The sequence below is a fragment of the Anabaena sp. FACHB-595 genome, assembly GCF_048568275.1.
Taxonomy (GTDB): Bacteria; Cyanobacteriota; Cyanobacteriia; order Cyanobacteriales; family Nostocaceae; genus Trichormus.
In genome coordinates, this window is record NZ_CP183473.1 from 546,104 (window position 1) to 563,892 (window position 17,789).

The following is a 17,789-nucleotide window of genomic DNA, read 5'->3' on the forward strand; positions in this document are numbered from 1 at the left end:
GTCAGTATAGCTACATGAACAATCATCAAAATCGAGTTTCATACTCAAATAAGAATTGACTTTCGTTTCCTAAATTAGTGGAGCCGCGCACCAGAATTTCATCACTAAGACGATAGAGCAGGTTATAGCGCAAAGGTTCAGTAGTAGAAAAAGCTCGTGATAAAGAGACGGATAGATTGGGATTAAGGTTAAACACACCCTCTGCTGATAAATCGAGAACTGAAGCTCTTCTAGATTCCTGATTAGTGGTAGGGGTAGGAAAGATGCGAAATTCACTAAAACCAATAGCCTGTCCAATTGCCGTAATTGTGCCTTGCAAACCACCTAAAATAGTAGAACTGGCAAAATTAGTCAGCCCTTGTGTCGCATCGCCTTGAGCAAAGTCACTCAAAATCGAGCCACCCAGCAGACTAATAATTTCGCCTCGGCTACGGCGTGGTTCGCTTGTTAGTTCCAGATTATTTGTTAATTCACTGGCTGGACCTGTCGCCCTTGCTTGTACGCGAACGGTGCGTAAAGTTCCGAAGTTGTTAGCAGAAACATCACTGATTTCCGCAGAGAAAGGTGATTCTAAGATGCGATCGCTCCTAGTCGATGCTTCTGGTACAATTGCTACCAGTCGCACGTCTAAAATAGGGTCTAGTCCTTGATTTGGGGTAAATCGTGCGGTTTGTTCATAGCCCCGCGCCAAGGTAAACTCGGTTGTAAACAGGCTGATTCTTCCCCCCGTTAAACGGATGACTCCTTCAGGGAGAGGACTTGCTAAGGTACCATTGATTATTAAATCGCCTTCGGCATCGAAACTAAGTATCGGCTGACTAAAAACCTCTCCCCCTGGTAAAAAACCTAGTAGAGACTGACTGGTGACACGCACATCATCACCCAGATTCAACCGCAAATCTGCAAACTCTACGGGCAAATTCGGTCGAGTTGGTGGTTGCTGTGTGACTGTTGCTTCGGGAATATTGCTATTTAATTCTATAGTTGTGGCACGAGTGTTAGTTTCTGTTGTCGTTGTTTGTTTTGAGTTAGCTGTAGTGTTGCCAATAGTCACTTGACCATTGCTAAGTGTAATCTCACCACCAATTCTAGGTCTGAGTGCTGTTCCCCTAATCACAGCATTACCACTGACATCTCCTGTATATAAGCCTGCAACCTGGAAATTGAGTTGATTTTGGATTGCTACTGTTAGGGGATTAGTTACAGTTTCTCCAGTTGCAAAAATTGGTAGGTTTCCCGATGCAGAAACTAAACCTTGATTATACGTGGCTTGAATCCCCTGGACATTCAACGTATCGCCATTAAACTGTAATGTGCCTGTAACGTTGGTGAGGGGATTGGCTAAAGCTTGAGCGCCAATCGTTGCATTGGTGATTGTGGCATTACCATTAATTATTGGCTGCTCGAAAGTCCCTTGAATGTTGAGATTTACCTGTCCTTGACCATCTACCCAAGTGACTTGATTATTAGTCAAGACATTTAACAGCGCCAAGCCTTCATTGTTCACGCTGGCGTTAACACTAATGTGATTATTATCTGGTGGCTCGGCAACGAAAGGTAACTCGGCTGGTATGCTACCTGCAATTGCAATGGGTTGGGTTCCTGTTAACAGTAAAGTACTGTCAAAATTCACACGAGCATTGTTATAGTCAAAATTTAGTTGCCCTGTTTGTATAGGTTGCTGGTTAAAAGTTGCGTTAGCTAAGGCTACTTCCCCAGTCACCCTGGGTTGTTGTAAACTACCGGCTAAATTAGCGATCGCATTTACTTGTCCTGTAATATCTATAGGATATCGGGTGATAAACGGATCGAAGAGTGATAGAGGTAGACTGTCTACCCTCAACTGTCCCGATAACTCCTCAGTTCCTAACTGTCCTGCAAAAGCCACCAATCCCTGATTTATGCCTATACGTAATGGTGAGAGGGTGACAACACCATCAGCAAAATTACCATTAGCGACGACTTCATTAATTGAGTAATCACCCCATCGCCAATCAGCGCCTTGAAAATCAAAGCCGACATTTAACCCAGTCCGCAACGAACCACTGGCTGTAATTGCCCCACTTAAAGCACCCGTTAATTCTGATAGGCTAGGTAAAGCTGGTGTTTGTTGTCTATCTGCTTGTTGTTGTTGTCTGATGGATGCTTGAATTTTGGCGAAATATTCTAACTGGGTTTGCAAATCTGCATTAGGTAAACGCACAGGCGTAGTGTTGAGTGCTTCCGCACCCGCTAAAGTCGGTGATTCTAAACCCCCACCAAAATCTCCAAAATCAAATATACTAAACGCTTGTAATAGATTTTCAACTCTCGTTTGATTTAAGTTAGCTTGTAGTTGAAAGCTGGGGTCATTGCCTGCTTGCAAACTGCCACTAACAGCGATGTTACTATCACCTAACCTTAATAACCCGTTAGCTAAACTAGCAGTACCATCAGCGTAGTTAATATTACCGCGAAATTCGTCGGCTGAGGCTCTGGCAATCCGGGGATTAGCAATTGCCACATCTCCAGCTACGGCATAAGTATTTAAATTAACAACTAAATTCCCCGATAACTCTCCGCCCAAAGGTCTGAATTGATTATTAGGTAGAAAACCACTCACCAGAGCGATGGGGAACTGTTGAGCGTTGATGATTAAGTTATCTCCCTCGGTTCTACCTGTCGTGACAGCGCCAGCACGTTGGACTAAAAACGAACTGGGGCGATAATTGGCATCCAGGTTTAGGGCTATCTTGTCTTGCGTCCCGGCGAGTCGCAAACTCGCCCCTTGTCCTCCTTGAAAATTCACATTACCAGTTAAAACCGGGTCAAATGCCAAACTACCCACATTGAAATTGCGTAGCCGGATATTGCCCCTAGCCGCAGGAGTATTGAGAGTGCCGGTCACTTGTCCATTAAAATCCAGTAACCCAGCTATTGCTACATCTCCAGGGGTTTGAAAACCAGTTTTACTGAGGTCAAAATTCTGCGCGCGGACATTCAAATTCAAGCCTGCGATTTGGGGTGTACCCGTTTGAGGTAATTGTACAGCGATCGCACCACTCGCAGTTAATCCCGGAGTTGTGGCACGTTGTACTATAATCTGCTTGCCATTCCATTGAAATTGGGCGGTAATTGGTTGCGCTAACTGTGCCAACCCTTGAGAAGCGTTGATTTGTCCTGCGGCGCGAATATCTGCTAGTTGGAAAGATGCTGTCGTCCCTGCCAATTGAATGTTACTGCTGAGTCGTCCTTGCAGTTGGGGAGAAAAGCGGTTGAGTTGAATTTGGTCAGCATTAGCCACGGCTTGCCAGCGACCATCATTTAAACTGACATTCCTCAGGTTAACTGCACCCCCAGCCACCTTCAAATTTGCTTGACCGTTAGCTTGGATAGTTGAGGGTTGGAAAGAAGCCGTGCTACCTGACAAATTAAATACCGCATTGCTTAACACTCCCTGAAACTGGGGCGGTATCTGCTCAAATCGGTCGAGTTGAATTTGGGAAACATTCGCCACCGCTTGCCAACGCCCAGCATTGAGGTTGACATTCCTCAGGTTGACTGTACCACCTGCCACATTTAGGTTTGCTCGTCCTGTAGCTTGGATGGTTGAGGGTTGGAAAGAAGCCGTGCTACCTGACAAATTAAATACCGCATTGCTTAACACTCCCTGAAACTGGGTTGGTATCTGCTCAAATCGGTCGAGTTGAATTTGGGAAACATTCGCCACCGCTTGCCAGCGTTGTTGAGCAACCCGACCTGTAGCCCTAATTGTACCGCCTGCCACATTCAAAACAGCACTGGGTAAAAGCAGATTATTTCCTTGTTGAGCAACAACAATTTCTCCTGTAGTGGGATAGGTAGCCGTTGGTGCTTGCACTTGTGTCACCGCCCGCAAATTGCCCAGAGTGCCAGAAACTCTAGCATTTGCCGATACATTACCAACTTTGACGGCTGCGTTTGTCTTCGTCAGTTCATCCCCCGGTAAATTTTGGGCTTGAATATTCAACGAAACGTTACCTTGGGGCGCAAGTTGGACTTGACCACTCCCGACAATTTGCCCCCCGGCTGGTGGTTGTACTTGAACACTAGAAATATTCAGTGCTAAAGGCTGTTGTCCCAAAGAACCAGTGATTTTTGCCCTAGCGGAGATATTTCCCACCTGAATAGGTGGAGTTATGCCATAACTACGTGACAGTATATCCCCTGAAATACCATCAGCCTGAATATCAAAATTTACATTGCCGCCCAGTTGACCTTGACCACTTCCTGTAATTTGACCACCTGCGGCGGGAATTAATATTAAATTAGGTACAGCAATTTGAGTTGCAGTTTCAGATACACTCAAGCGGAAATTAGTTTTTACGCCTGTAAATAGAACGCGGTCAACTTGAATCGGTTTGATACTGCTGGCTGTACCACTCAGAATAGGTTGCTCTAATGCACCTTGGACTTTAATATCTGCTGTTACTTCCCCTGCTGCGGGGATTGGGGAATTTACCTTGAGGGTGTCTAAGAGTTGTTTGACACTAACCGACTTTACTTGAGCCGCCAGATTAAAACCTGTTTGAGTATTAACTGTGCCATTTGCGAACAAGGGAACTTGACCAAAGTTTGTCCTCAAATTCTCTAAAGCAATAGTCTGTCCTTGAAATATTAATCTGCCATTGGCTTTAGAAAAAGGTTGCGGAAGATTTTGAACTTTAGCTGTAACTTGATTGGCGGTGGCCGTTCCCGTAATCGATATTTCTGATTGATTGGCGGGAATCTGGGCTGCTAAGTCCGCGTCAATCCGCCCAGATTGAAAGACAATTGGCAACTGAACTAAACGACTGACATCTGATGCTAGTAAGCTTTGCGCTACAACCTGAACATTAGTAAGTTGTGTTTTTGGTTGCGTTTCACCGGAGATTTGAACTGTTCCTCCCCTGGTGAGTTGACCATTAATTTGATAACCTATTCTCTCGTTATCAGGCGAAAATCGGGCAACACCACCGACCTGCGTTAGTACAACCGAGCCTTGCGGTTTAGTTGGTGCGGAGGCTGATAATAATTCAATATTTCCATCAACAATATTTAGGGTTTGCAACTGAGTCTGGATTGCTCCACTTCCTTCACCTGTCTTTACTTCAGCCATCACCCAACGACCATCTTGCTCCTGTTGAATATAGACATTTGGTTTAACTAAGGTGACATCTAATACTAGCGTCCGAGTGACAAGAATTTGCCACGGGGAAAACTGCACATCTACAGCTTGTGCTGTTACTGTATCAGGATCGGTAGGGGTTGCTGGTATTGATAGAGAGCTAAATCTGAGGCTGGAGAGGGTAAAACCTTCGACTTGCCCTAATTTTATAGAACGTCCGAGCAATTGCTCTAAATTTGTCTCAACTAAAGGTGCTAAATCGTTATATATGTAATTTCTCGCCCACCAAGCACCAGTAGCGATTCCTCCTAGCGCCATGACTCCTAATACCAGACTGGCTCGTCTGGCAAGAATTAGAGATAAACGGCGGTGATTTGGAGAGCGCGTCATTTCCGTTACTAAATATTGTTATTGAGTAACAAATGATTTATTACCCCACAATAAAATAGTGGTTTTACGCTTTGGGAACAACTCTTGAAAGATAGAGTTAGTATTTCCCTCTAATGAGGATTGACAATTGGTTATTAGTCAACACTTACAACTTTAATTAGAAACTCTGGCGCAAGATGCCCCAGCACCTCCTGGATCAGCGAAAACAGCCAGGGTGTGATATTCTGGCGGGGTATCTTTATAAAGAACTTTAAAAGTATAAAGTTTGCTTTGACCTTGAGCTTCAGTAATTACTGTTAAAAGTGTATTGTCGGTACTCCGCACACCCGGAAGATTGAGTTTAGGAATCCGTCGCAGTTGAATAACATTAGCGGCTGAGTTTTGACAATTAGCACCGCTTTCTGGGCCAAACTGCATACACATGGGGCCGTCAAAGTCTAGTGTTACCTGAGAAGGATCATTTAACCAAACTTTGCGAATTTTTTCGCCTGCGGGAATAAAGCTTAGGTTTGTCCCTTGTTCGTACCAGACTTTGATAGTCGGGACTAATCCACCTAAACCTTGTGCTTGGCAGGAAAAAATAGAACGCAGAACAGAATTTTCAGCTACAGCACGACTTCCCAGTAAAACGATCGCACCAGAAAAAATCCAAGTAGCTAAAGACAAAGGAGAAAAATTATTTTTAGCCTTCATGAAACGAATGAAAAATTACTTAAAGTTGTATTGGTTGATTGACATATATTTCTACTTCGGTTCCAGCGCCAAGAAGCCAAACATTCGTTTGCTGCATCATTTGGGCGATCGCCTGTTGATTACGCTGGGAAATTTGCGGGACGACGGAGTTTAAACCACCTTCCACAATCCCGGCCGCTAAGTTGCGTTGGGGGTTACTGCTGCTAATTGTGGTTCCAGCACTAGTAGAAGTTGTTACTTGGGATTCTGTGCGGTTAAATAACTCTGCGGCTTTAGCCACACCACCTAAAATAAACAAACCTGCATCCATGCCGGCAATAGATGAACCGCGATCAGGATATTGGCGTGCTAATAAAGGAGAACCTTGAGACCCCCGAATTGCCAGCGCATTGTTGGGTATATCTCTTTCCGAGAGTTCGCCATTATTCTCCACAATCATTTTGGCGATGTTGAGTTGCATCACCCCTTGTTCGGAAACCGATCGCACTTCAGTTAATAACTCCGTATTGGCAGGTAAGGCGATCGTTCCATCCACGCCTTTGAGGGGTTCTCTTAAGCGAACAACAAACAAATTTTTATTTTCGTTGTTGTCGTCATTGTTACCTCTCCCTCTGGTTGTTTCTCCAAAGACAGCTGTTGCCAACACAGCTTTTGCACTAGTTCCCACCTTCAATGATTGTGGGCTGCGGGATTGCCTTTGACTGATCAGCGAACTTGATGGTTGTGGCGGTTGTTCTCCATTAGAATTCGCGGTCGGCCGTGGGACATTAAGTGGCGGCGGACTAGAGACAGTCATACTTGGTTGATCTACAGCACTTGCTTGACCATAACTACCTAACTTAGCCATCCTCGACCATTCTTCCCAAGGATTGGGAGGGGTGGGTACAGAATTTGGCTGTGCTAAAGGTGGTGGCGGTAGTTGGGGAATTGTAGAACTGGCTACTGGCATCGGTGCAGGTGGATAGGGATTTTGAGCAGGACGCTCAATAATCACAGTGCGGGGTGCTGATGTAGAGGTTGTTGGCGGTGCTACTCGTGTCACAGGAGCGTTAGTTGGGGGAACGGAAACCCTGGCAGCATTTCTGAGATTTTGCTGTGCGACTTTTACCGCCTGGGTTTGTTCAGCCAGTGCTAATTTAGTTTTTAAAGTTTCTACTTCTTGTTCCAGGTTTGGCTTTGGGTTGAAGTTGGTAGCTGCGGCTTCAGGCTGAGATACAGATGCTGGATTCTGTGTTGGCTTTTGATTGTTAGCACTCATCAGCTGGGATAAAAACCCACCAGCTATGACAACTAAGACTAAAGTACCCGTACCCACCAAGGCTAATTTAGCAAAGGGGTTAGATGCGAGGGGTTGCTCTGTTTGTACCTCTTGTGGTAGCGCTGGGGATGGCTGGTTTGGTGCTGTATCTGCCACCTCTTGGGTGGGTTCTGCTGCCAATCCCACTAATCTAGCCATGTGGGATTCCCAATCAAAGGCATCTACTTCGGGGTGGGTTAGGGGTTTTGGTTGAGTTTCGGGAGTGGTGGAGTAAGGAGTCATGGTGTATTAATTGGGGAGTGGGGATTTAGTTAGCAGTTCCAGCGCAATTTGTATCTTCGATATTGCAGATATTGTAGATTTCTAAGCGAGATTCCCCTAAGCGGAAAGCGGCTAAATGCCAAGGCTGGGGTTGAGATGGTAGAGAAATAGACGGTTCATCTATAGATCGAACTACAATTTGTTTATTAAAAGGAATTGACTTACCTAAATTGTCAGAACCATTAAAAATTAATTGATTGGCAAACATTTCTACTTTCCATTGACCCTCGCTCACTAGTTTTGGTTGCGAGATTTTCTGGATTACCAATACATGATCATCACCTCTATTAGTATTACCAAATTGGCTCGGAGAATTTAACTGATTAATTTCTGATAAAAATCTTGCTTGTAAATTATTAACTAATAACTGTGAACTAGCTTCCCAGATAGCTGCTGGTGGTTGTTTGCGTGACCAAGTAAGCATGAGGCTCATAGTTTCACCCACAAAGCGGCGGACTGTTTCTGGATGTCGCTCTGAACTTGGTTTGGGGTCTGCTGTAATGGCATTTCCATCAATAAGTTGTACCAAGCTTTGGGGTGTTAATTGACGATTTAATTGCTGTAACATCGACCCGTGGAACATCAGCAACAGTAAAGTAAACAGGTTTAACCCAAATGTCCCCACAGCGAACAGGGGTAAAATACTAGTTTTTTTATTTTCTGGTTTAAGTAGCTGCATAAAGTTGGGGACTAATCAATTCAAAATTCGTCTTGAAAAGTTTCCTACGGCGGGAAACCCGCCTACAGAACTTTTCGCAAAATTCAAAATTCAAAATTATAGTGACTTTGAGATGGTGAGGAAAAAATCAATAGCCTCTAGCCTATGTCCTACGTACCTCTGGGTAAATTATCTAATAAAGCTGCCAGCTTCGCAGGGATAGGCTGCGCTTGGATTTGTGTTTTTATAGTCATCTAATAAACATAAATTGCGGATTTCATAAATTTCTAATTTGTCAGTGCGACTACTATAAATTGCTTTTTGTAGGTCGGTGCTATTTTCGGCTAAGGGATAAGGAAAATAGTCTACTGCACGTACTAATAAATCTTTATTGAAAGGAGTAATTGTTTTTTCTGTTATCGCTACCTTTGGTTTGAATCAGGTCAGCTACCATCCCCACCCGCCAGGTTCCGGGTGCGATCGCCACTGGGGGGTAAACTCGTTTAATGGTTAATTGTGCTGACATAGCTTGAGTAGGATTGCTGGCAAAAACTTCTGGTGGAGTCATATCAGCGATCGCACTTAAGAAACCTTTGCGAAAATCCTCTGATAAGGCGAAACTCGCTACCCAACTACTAGTGCTGACTCGCTGGCTACCTCCTTGCGCCGTTCTAATCAATATTCCTGGGTCTGGTTGGGGTTTGGCGATGTCTTCCGCGTTTTGTGGTGGTAGAGTTCCCGACCAATTAAACATGGATATCATCGTTTTACTAACAAATTGGCGAATCACAAAGGGATCTCTGGCTAAATCGTCCGTAACGCCTGCTGGCTTACCATCAATTGTCTGCACAAAATTGGGGGGTTTGCGGATACTCAATTGGCGAATATTTAAGCCTTGGATGAGAAATATAACTAATACTAATAAGTGCAAACTAAAGGTGGCGATCGCAAATGTCGTCAGAATACTAACTGTTTGTTTTTTCTGTTGCAAAAAATTGACCATTTTCCCCACCCAATTTATATAAAAATTCTATTTAATGTTAGAAGCTTAAACCCTACTATTCCCAATTACCCATTACCCATTACCAATTCTAGATTCTGTCTCTAACGATAGTTGCTGCATTACTAATACCATTAAATACTGCTACAGCCCCCAACCCTGCCAAAACTAAAGATAATAGTGGTGCTAAAACTCCTAAGAAAATCATAAACCACATCAAATCTGGATTAGCATTCGGGTCTTGTGCGGGGCCGTTGACAATTACAGAGGCGGTGATAATAGCAATAATATTGAAGGAAAGTTTGGCAATTCCTGCTGATAAAAACCCAGTTAACCATAGAAAAATCGGTTTACCAGCTACAGGAAGTAAGGAACTACCTACCGCTAGCGGCCCTAAGACTGCTATGAGTAACATAGTTGCTTCTATGAGATTTTGAAAAGCATATTGCAAGGAAACCAGAAAGTTTTTAATACTAGTTTGGACTGTATTGCCTATCAAAGCACTAAAGTTAGTTTCCGATATATTGCCTGTACCAAATCTGATTTGGTTAACTTGAGTTTCTAGCCTAACTATCCAAGGTTTATTCCCATATAAATTTCTATATTCTCTCCAGAGATTATCTATTTTTTCACTAGCTTTAGTAAAGCATTGAGTTTGTTGTTCACCAGTTAAAGATTGACAAGGACGAAGTAGTGAACCAGCTACTTCTTCAGCAATACTCATGTTTAATGCTTGCTGATAAACTAGGTCAGCATCTGCGGTGGTAACCACTTGCTGATTGACAGTATTGATAAAATTTCTGACACCTAATGTCAAAGTAGAAAGAAGACTACCATTACCTGAATTGCTTAACAGCACAACTACAATAAAAGGCCAAACAAGAGCCGATATTGGACGGGAGTATTCGCTGTGAATCATATCATTAAACCACTGGAGGACAAAGAATAATAAGGTTCCGACAGCAAAGAATATTCCTAGTTTTGTTAAGGCTCCATATAAGTTATCATTGGTATTATTTTGTAATAAATCTAGCCATTGATTGTCCCAACCTTCTGTGATACTACGAGCCGTTGCCATACCGCTATTCAAGGTATCAGTAACGCCAATATCAGCTAGGAGCGTGTAAATCGGGAGTTTAATCATAATATTTATACAACTATATTCTCTATGTCTTTATGGCAGAAAATAATGACAAGAGAAAAATAGATAAAGTAGTAGTTTAATTTTCATTTTTTCGCCCAAATAAATCGATTTGAGCGGTAGTTCTCAACAGCCTCGCTGCTTCTGTGGATGTGTCTACTCGCCGCGCCCGATTTGCTTCTTCCATCTGCTGAGAAATATTTGCCAGATTTAAATTAGAGTATTGTAAAGACTGATTTGCTAACACAGTTTGATATAAGTTTTCACTGATAATTTTTGATTGTTCAGTTTGAATTTTAATACTTTGCACTTGTAAGTCAGCTTGACTTTGAGCCGCATTCAGTGCTGGATTTGCAGCAGCCTCAGCAGTCTTAACGGCTGCCTGGAGAATGCTAGCTAAACCTGATTGGATTTGATCAGTTAAAGCAGAATATTCCTCAATTTTGGTGATACTTGTTTCTGTATCTTCCAATTTTGCTTTCATTCTTCTTTGTCCATTTTTACCCAGTGTTCCTTCTACCGAACTCCGGGTGAGGTAACGATTAATTTCATTTGTCACTGAGTTGGAACGTATCGCTTGATTATTTTCAAATTTGTCAGGTCGAGAATTAAAAAAGATGATGTCTTTGCGAACCTGCTCACCAGCTGCAATAGGATTGGGTATATTCAAATCACCTGTTGCACCATTGAGAGCATTTTGACTGCTAGTTTCTAGAGGTTTTAAAGTTTCACTCAAGTTATATTTCAAATAGTTTTGCAAATCTGTGGAGTAGAATTGAAATTCAGTCCAAACTCTTCCTAGTTGTGCTGTAGCTGGCGCTATCAACAATCCCAGTAATCCCAATGTGAATAAAATAGTTTTTTTCATTGCCATCACCGTTCGTATTTTTTGATTAACTACTACGCAAACTAGCTACTAATTGACGGGCAAATACTGATATTGCTTCATATTTATTCCTGTAATCTTGCATTGCTTGTTGACGTGCTGTTTGCTCGTTGGGATTATTAGCAACTACTGCCAATTGTTCATAGCCTGGATAATAACGACAGAAGGTATGAATGCCGTTATCATCTAATAGCCATTGGCTATAAACACCTTCTTTGCGGGGGAAAAAACTTTCTGAGGCGTTACGTGCAATAATTTCTCTGGGATATTTGAGGATGCTAACGAAACTATCTACGGCAACTGGTTGGATACGACCAATTAATCTTGTGGTCAAGTTTTGTAAAATTTTGGATGAGGCTTTAGATTTGGCGATGGTGTCTGGGTCTTGTGCGGATAAAATAACCCTAATCCCTGCTTTAGCGCCGTTTGCACACATCCTACCCACTAAATCAGATATTTGATCAAATTCAAATAAAATCGGTGCTTCATCAATAAAGAATATGGAGGCTGGACTACTTAAGGCGCGGCGTAAGGCGGCTGAATAAGCACTTAAGGATAGTACGGCTGCATCTTCGTTATCGGAGAGGTTGCGTAGTGCAAATACCAAAAGTTGTGCGTCTGTAGGAAAGCTAGAGGGTGCAGATATGGCTTGTCCTACCCGACTGGAAAGCCAAAAGCGTAAGCGTAGATGAATTTGACTGAGTGCGTCTTCAACTCGGCCACTGACGGAATCTAGTTGCAGATGTTCTGGGGAACAAAAATGTAGAAAGTCGTGGAGAGTAGGGGTTTTTTGCCAGGCTGGAGTACCAAATCCACCAGCGATCGCCATTTTATATCTTTCTTGTATCCCTTGATCAGCGAAGAAGGCGCTTAAAGCCAAATTGAGTAGGGAACGGACGGTTTGTGTTAATAGTTGGTTGTCGTTGGATGAGCCTAACACCATTGTCATGAGGGCTGATTCCAAAAAGCCCGTATAATCGAGTAAGCGATCGCGTTGTTGTTCAGGATCGAGCGATCGTAAATCTGGTTGCTCAAATAAGTTATTTGATTGTCTAGAAATATCGAAATATGCCCCATTCCCTTCCATAAAATGGGCATAGTCGGTAAAGGTAGATGTCCCATCAGGTTTAGGAAAATCTAAGGCGACTACGGGAATCCCATGCGCCAAAGCCTGGGTTAAAATTCCTGACACCAACACTGATTTACCTGCGCGGGTAGTCGCAAACAAGGCTAAATTCTTGTGTTGGTTGAATAAATCTAACTGTACTGGTGTACCGCCTTCTTCGGCGATTAATTCAAAGCCGTGTTTATCACCAGCTTTGGTAATCACTAAAGGCATTAAACCAGGTACTTCACTAGTTAAATATAACTGGCGACGGTTGAAGGGTTTGACTAATAAACCTTCCCAAACTATGGGTAAAGATTGTAGCCAAATCTTCCAAGCATATTCAGTTTCTCTCACCACCCGCGCCGGACGTTGAAAGCAGTTTTCAATATACCGTGTGGCTTCATCTAATTTTTCAACGGTGGGACGATGGACAAAAATAGCCAACCCTGTGTAAATTGGTACGGCTCCTTCAAATAATTGTTCTTGGGCTGCGACGGATTTTCTTAATTTCAATTGAGCGTTAACATCAATCGTTTTGCTCTTTTCCTGGGCTAACATAGCCGTCATGTTCGACTGTTTCAACACTCTTTGCAGAGTAGTCTTTACCAAAGCTGGATTCGCCGCCGTCAGTTGACACACAATTTCTGTATCTACTATCGATTCCCTCGCTAGGAGTTCCCATAGATAACGCAGTTGGGCAAATTTATTCGGCCAACCCCCTGGTTTTTCTAGAAAAGTCATCGCCCCAATGTAATTATTATTCACATTGACCCAACGGCGATCGGCACAAGGTACACCAGACTCCATCAACAGTGTCGTACTATGAACATTTTCTATTAATAGTTGCGTACTAGATAAGTCAGAATGAGCTTGTTCATACAGTCCATTTTCATCTAGGGTTACTAATTGGGGAATTTCGATTGGTTGGGTATCATTAAACCTTCTCCAAACGTTTTCCCAAAGTTCCACCGCATTTAAAGGTTTAATATCTAAACCCATTTTGTTAGATAAAAGTTGCTCCCAACGACAAAATCCCTGTTGGTAAGCCTTAGCAATCACACTTTCGATTCGTTGGTTTTCAACTTCTGCAATATCACCTTTGAACTTTAACCACCATCCTTCTGCTTTTCCTAACAGCTTTTCAATCCAATCGTTGGCGTTGGTGGAACTCGGTTCAATTGTATAAGTAACGTATATTTTCAGAAATTTTGGCTTACGAATTCCCGCAGCAGTGAGTTCTTGCGCCCTAGCTCTCTCCGCCATCAACAAATATTTAATATCTCTTGAGGGAGTGCGCCTAATCAGGTCTGTTAATTCTATTTGCCGTTGTTGGTCTGAACTAAAAGACCCCATGTGCAGTGTCATTCTTTCCCCTTCGGGAATGTCCTTTAATCCAGATTCAATGTTATTAAAGATTGTGTCTATTTGTTCTTTTCTTAAAGTGGTGTGGATGCCTTTGCATTCAAACCCAAAAACAAAGCAAAATTTATCCTTTTGAGTTCCTTTTGTTAAAATATAAGCGCCAACATCACGACCATCCAACGCAATGCGTAGCATGGTTGACAAATGTAACGCATCTTCAAATGGCGTTAATCTACTTTCTTGTCCGGCGAGACCGATGCTTTGTTTTCCGATTTTTTGCTTCATAGTTAACTTCTAGCAAGCTGTAATAACGAGCAAAGCCTCTTGTCCAAGTGGGAACCCCCATAAACTTACTTAAAAAGCGCCAGCTTCTACCACCCGATAATATCCACCAAGTGGCCATTCCCCAACCAGCAATGAGAAAAGTCCACAACCATCGTTGAAAGTCATCTGGGAAAACACCCCCAAAAATTCCATTGATGATGAAGTAAGCAGATAGACAAATAATTGTCCAAGGAAATATTTGATCGGCAGGAATTGGCCCTAGTGAGGGCTGAGAGCCTAAAATTTGATTGACTGGGCGAAATTCTTGTTGCCGTTCCTCAGACATAAACAATCCGTAAATATTTAAGCCATCATCTACTTACTAGTATCACCTATGACAAATCCTGTTAAAACATCTGCAATAGTGACAGCAATTACAACTAACAGAGGAGTCCTGGCAATACTTTGCCAATCCTCATCTTTACGTACTGCATTGATTACGCCAATGAGAGATACTGCAATATACAGTAAGAATATTCCCCGTAATACGTTAAAAATTAAACTTACTGCTGGTTGCGTATTAGTATTATTTGTAGTTCCTTGGGTTAATGTATTTTTGAAAAAACTTTCTGCCTTGCCAAAGAATTGTGCCTGTGCCGGAAAGGCGAAATAATCTAACCAAAATAAACTGAAAATGACTGCTACTGCTGATATTTGGCATACAATAAGCCACCGTTTTGGTAAATGCAATTGTTGTCCAATCTGTTGAATTATTATAGCGGTTAAACTACCAAACAGTAAGCAAAAAAGGAGTAAGGGGCTTTTTAAGCTGATAACGCTTAAAAATACTGCACAAGCTAATAAAAATGGGGCTGATTCAACCAAGTTTATCCACACTGCTTTTAAAGTCGATTTGAATTTATCCCCAGGTTGTGTTACCTTTCTTGCTAAACTTTGACCTTCTTTTTGGACGTTAACACTCTGTCTAGGCATTTACCAATTTCCTTGCTATTTATTAAAATTTTTTGTTGGTAATATTGTTTAAACTTTGATAATTTATCATGCAATAACGCCCTTTGTTCAACAAGTTATTGATTCTAATTACAATACCTATCCATGATATTACATATTGTTAAAATTGAGTTAATGCAATCTTAACATTATGTTAAATCAAGATTGGCAACTGCACATATCGCATGGCTGTAGGGTTGTCATATTCGCTTAAAGGTATTGATAGACAAGGTTTCAAAGATGTTTACTTAAAGCTTGCTTAATCTCCATAAAGAGAACTTAATTTTGTTGTAGATATCCAGCAATTTTCAATAACATTTTGAAGAATTGGCGAAAAATGCTATGCTTAACCAAAGAAATTATTTAATTTTTTAAAATCTTCAATTGAACTTATTACTCCACTTAAAAGTGATTTTAGCTATAATAATAGCTCCTATGGTGTTTTGACTATGGGTTAAGCAACTATCATTTGCCACGCCCCTGATAAATAAAGCCTAGTAGACGTGAGTGACTCCATCTCTCAAATGCACATCAAAAATTTTGTCATCAATAGCTAGTTATTAAACCACAAATGATCGCCTGTTTAACAACCTTTGCACTAGGTTAATAGATAGGTAGGTAAATGTCCAGCGTAAAACTCTCCAATTCGCTGGCTGTTGTCCGTATAGTTGTATTGGCTAGTCGATTCAAAAATTTGTCTATTCTCATCAATGATGAACAATCAGAACCGTTTACAGATGATTTTGGCTGATACGCCTGTGAGTCAAGTATTATCTGCAATGACTTCTAGTCGGTTAGAGACTATCAGCCAGGTGAATCTACCCAACTGGTGGTTAGCTGGGGGTGCAGTGCGAAACACTGTTTGGCGTTCCATCTTTGGAAACAACTGTAAGTTATTTATTAAAGATTTTGATATTGCCTTTTTTGATGAAGCCGGAAACCGAGAGCAGGAATTAGCAGCCGAGAATTACCTTACAGAAAAATGCCCTAATTATCTGTTTGATGTAAAAAATCAAGCTAGTTTTGCTCGATGGCGCACGAGTGAACGTCCCTACACCAGCACAGAAGAGGGAATAGAAAATTGGCTACATACGGCTACGGCTGTAGGTGTACGATTAAATTTACAAGGGCAGTGGGAATTTTTTACACCCTACGGTTTAGATGATTTATTCGCTGGTATTATTCGACCGACACCAACCCACGTTCATAATCCAGATGCTCACAATAAAGCAGCCAATTTTTTATCAATGTGTCCTTGTCTACGGTTAGCTGATTAATTTAACACTTGACACATAGATGAGAAATCATGAGCTTGCTTAGTAAACCTATGATATAGGACTCATACTTGATTTTTAGAAATAACTTGTGCATTATTTCCAGCACCAATCTAATATAAGAAAAACTAGATTAAATAACGAACAAATAGAACAAACTAATAGAACTTAGGGGTTAATATGATTGTTTTTCTTCTCCCCATTAGCTTATCCTAAAGTAATGTCTAGAAAAATCATTATTACAAAGCCAACCATTACGCCAATGGTTCCTTCTTTCTCTAAACCTTGGCGATGAGATTCAGGAATAATTTCATCACTAATTACAAACAACATTGCTCCTGCGGCAAATGCCATCGCCCACGGTAAGATATGATTCGCTACACTTACTACAGCTACGCCCACTAAAGCCCCGATGGGTTCCACTAAACCCGTAAGTAGGGAAATCCATATTGCATAAATAGGCGAATATTTCTCTGTAACTAAAGATAAAGCAACTACTAAACCTTCAGGAATATTTTGCAGGGCAATTCCTAAAGCGATGGGAATACCATTATTGATATCATTATTGCCAAAGTTAACACCAACAGCTAATCCTTCAGGGAAGTTATGAATAGTTATAGCGGCGATAAATAACCAAATGCGCTTGAGTTTCTGACCACGACAGTTTTCTTTTCCCTTGAAAAAATGTTCGTGGGGTAAAAACCGATGGGCTAGTTGCAGGAATAGTCCACCCAATAATACACCACCGACCATAATTAAAGCGGCATTGATGGGAGACTGACCCTGAGTAATTGCGGATTCAGTACCAGGGACTATTAAGGAAAATGATGTCGCTGCTAACATCACTCCACCACCAAACCCTAGCATAATTCCTTGCGATCGCTGCGTAAACTTTATTGGTAATAATACTGGCAAAGCACCAAGGAAAGTGGCAAGTCCTACTCCTAAACTGACAAATGCACCAATTACAAGGCTGTTCATAGTTGAGATTGTTTGTTGAGTTATTTTAATAAAGCATAGTTGAAATGACTATGACTTTCAATCAATGCTGGATATGAGTGTGTCGTGTGACTAAGGATTAGTTTAAGCAAAAAATCACTGCTTAGTGAAAATACTTAAATATACACAAAATTTTATATAAATTTTTATACAGTAAATCTCTTAAAACAATCTTAATTTCTAGGATTTTTATCTCAGGATATTACATAAAAGAAAGATCCCAAACAAATAAGTTAATTGAGGTACATAGTTTAATTCATGCACTCTGTATTCGGAGTATTAGCTAAAATATTTAATAG

At 41.6% G+C, this 17,789-nt stretch carries 11 protein-coding genes and 1 pseudogene; 1 reads left to right on the top strand and 11 read right to left on the bottom strand.

What is annotated here, in order from left to right; genetic code table 11:
* Window positions 1-25: 25 nt before the first annotated feature.
* The 10 genes and pseudogenes from ACN222_RS02290 to ACN222_RS02335 all read right to left on the bottom strand — a co-directional run bounded on the left by ACN222_RS02290 (window position 26) and on the right by ACN222_RS02335 (window position 15,199).
* The gene (locus ACN222_RS02290; RefSeq protein WP_010994638.1) at window positions 26-5,515 is read right to left on the bottom strand and encodes a translocation/assembly module TamB domain-containing protein; all 5,490 of its coding nucleotides are present in this window, start codon (window positions 5,513-5,515) and stop codon (window positions 26-28) included.
* 153 nt (window positions 5,516-5,668) lie between these two features.
* On the bottom strand, window positions 5,669-6,208 hold the full coding sequence (locus ACN222_RS02295; RefSeq protein ID WP_010994639.1) for a hypothetical protein: 540 nt from the start codon (window positions 6,206-6,208) through the stop codon (window positions 5,669-5,671).
* A gap of 19 nt (window positions 6,209-6,227) precedes the next feature.
* The gene (locus ACN222_RS02300) at window positions 6,228-7,748 is read right to left on the bottom strand and encodes a TrbI/VirB10 family protein (RefSeq protein WP_419756884.1); all 1,521 of its coding nucleotides are present in this window, start codon (window positions 7,746-7,748) and stop codon (window positions 6,228-6,230) included.
* A 25-nt stretch (window positions 7,749-7,773) separates the two neighbouring features.
* Window positions 7,774-8,466, bottom strand: coding sequence for a hypothetical protein (locus ACN222_RS02305; protein WP_010994641.1), 693 nt, complete (start codon window positions 8,464-8,466; stop codon window positions 7,774-7,776).
* 168 nt (window positions 8,467-8,634) lie between these two features.
* Window positions 8,635-9,448: pseudogene (locus tag ACN222_RS02310) on the bottom strand (hypothetical protein).
* 88 nt (window positions 9,449-9,536) lie between these two features.
* Window positions 9,537-10,589, bottom strand: a complete 1,053-nt coding sequence (locus ACN222_RS02315) for a hypothetical protein (RefSeq protein ID WP_010994643.1) — start codon at window positions 10,587-10,589, stop codon at window positions 9,537-9,539.
* A 76-nt stretch (window positions 10,590-10,665) separates the two neighbouring features.
* Window positions 10,666-11,454, bottom strand: coding sequence for a hypothetical protein (locus ACN222_RS02320; protein ID WP_044520647.1), 789 nt, complete (start codon window positions 11,452-11,454; stop codon window positions 10,666-10,668).
* A 25-nt stretch (window positions 11,455-11,479) separates the two neighbouring features.
* On the bottom strand, window positions 11,480-14,227 hold the full coding sequence (locus ACN222_RS02325) for a hypothetical protein (RefSeq protein ID WP_044520648.1): 2,748 nt from the start codon (window positions 14,225-14,227) through the stop codon (window positions 11,480-11,482).
* A complete protein-coding gene (locus tag ACN222_RS02330) occupies window positions 14,175-14,552 on the bottom strand; it encodes a hypothetical protein (RefSeq protein WP_010994646.1) in 378 nt (125 codons plus the stop codon). Before ACN222_RS02330 ends, ACN222_RS02325 begins: the two co-directional genes overlap by 53 nt.
* A 29-nt stretch (window positions 14,553-14,581) precedes the next feature.
* Window positions 14,582-15,199: a hypothetical protein gene (locus ACN222_RS02335; RefSeq protein WP_010994647.1), complete on the bottom strand. Its 618-nt coding sequence runs from the start codon at window positions 15,197-15,199 to the stop codon at window positions 14,582-14,584.
* A gap of 731 nt (window positions 15,200-15,930) precedes the next feature.
* On the opposite strand from ACN222_RS02335, the gene ACN222_RS02340 reads away from it, so the two are divergent.
* The gene (locus ACN222_RS02340) at window positions 15,931-16,494 is read left to right on the top strand and encodes a nucleotidyltransferase family protein (RefSeq protein WP_044520649.1); all 564 of its coding nucleotides are present in this window, start codon (window positions 15,931-15,933) and stop codon (window positions 16,492-16,494) included.
* Window positions 16,495-16,698: 204 nt separating this feature from the next.
* Here ACN222_RS02340 and ACN222_RS02345 read toward each other — a convergent pair whose 3' ends face one another.
* On the bottom strand, window positions 16,699-17,472 hold the full coding sequence (locus ACN222_RS02345) for a ZIP family metal transporter (protein ID WP_010994649.1): 774 nt from the start codon (window positions 17,470-17,472) through the stop codon (window positions 16,699-16,701).
* Window positions 17,473-17,789 lie beyond the last annotated feature (317 nt).

Coding starts and splice junctions, on each gene's coding strand:
- ACN222_RS02330 (WP_010994646.1), bottom strand. CDS start 14,552: ATGTCTGAGGAACGGCAACAAGAATTTCGCCCAGTCAATCAAATTTTA.
- ACN222_RS02305 (WP_010994641.1), bottom strand. CDS start 8,466: ATGCAGCTACTTAAACCAGAAAATAAAAAAACTAGTATTTTACCCCTG.
- ACN222_RS02345 (WP_010994649.1), bottom strand. CDS start 17,472: ATGAACAGCCTTGTAATTGGTGCATTTGTCAGTTTAGGAGTAGGACTT.
- ACN222_RS02315 (WP_010994643.1), bottom strand. CDS start 10,589: ATGATTAAACTCCCGATTTACACGCTCCTAGCTGATATTGGCGTTACT.
- ACN222_RS02295 (WP_010994639.1), bottom strand. CDS start 6,208: ATGAAGGCTAAAAATAATTTTTCTCCTTTGTCTTTAGCTACTTGGATT.
- ACN222_RS02320 (WP_044520647.1), bottom strand. CDS start 11,454: ATGAAAAAAACTATTTTATTCACATTGGGATTACTGGGATTGTTGATA.
- ACN222_RS02335 (WP_010994647.1), bottom strand. CDS start 15,199: ATGCCTAGACAGAGTGTTAACGTCCAAAAAGAAGGTCAAAGTTTAGCA.
- ACN222_RS02300 (WP_419756884.1), bottom strand. CDS start 7,748: ATGACTCCTTACTCCACCACTCCCGAAACTCAACCAAAACCCCTAACC.
- ACN222_RS02325 (WP_044520648.1), bottom strand. CDS start 14,227: ATGAAGCAAAAAATCGGAAAACAAAGCATCGGTCTCGCCGGACAAGAA.
- ACN222_RS02340 (WP_044520649.1), top strand. CDS start 15,931: ATGAACAATCAGAACCGTTTACAGATGATTTTGGCTGATACGCCTGTG.
- ACN222_RS02290 (WP_010994638.1), bottom strand. CDS start 5,515: ATGACGCGCTCTCCAAATCACCGCCGTTTATCTCTAATTCTTGCCAGA.